Origin of the sequence: Thomasclavelia sp. (assembly GCF_047249845.1) — a bacterium.
In the GTDB taxonomy this organism is placed as follows: domain Bacteria; phylum Bacillota_I; class Bacilli_A; order Erysipelotrichales; family Coprobacillaceae; genus Thomasclavelia.
This window is the reverse complement of the sequence record NZ_JBKTWO010000132.1, coordinates 1-251: the sequence shown is the minus strand read 5'-3', so window position 1 is coordinate 251 and position 251 is coordinate 1. Positions and strand designations below refer to the sequence as shown.

The window sequence follows — 251 nt, the reverse complement described above, 5'->3', positions numbered from 1 at the left end:
TAAATCATCATTAGTATTTGCAGAGTGAATTTGTGATTCATTATCAACAGCTTGATAATAAAGATCTGTTTGCTTCTCTAATTGACGTATGCTTTGCTTGATTTGATACTGAAAGTTCTCTTTAGCATCCATAACATCTTGAGTATTGTCTTTACCAATAATTTGCAAATACTCTGAAGTATTAAAATCTTTATTCTTTTGTGTTTTAAGTTGATAATCAATTGGATAATTATATTCTGATATCAGATCTA

The 251-nt window shown here is 27.5% G+C and carries 1 pseudogene; it reads right to left on the bottom strand.

Annotated elements, in window-relative coordinates:
• Positions 1–251 (bottom strand): annotated as a pseudogene (locus tag ACLR9T_RS13955) (sensor histidine kinase); the annotation flags it as partial.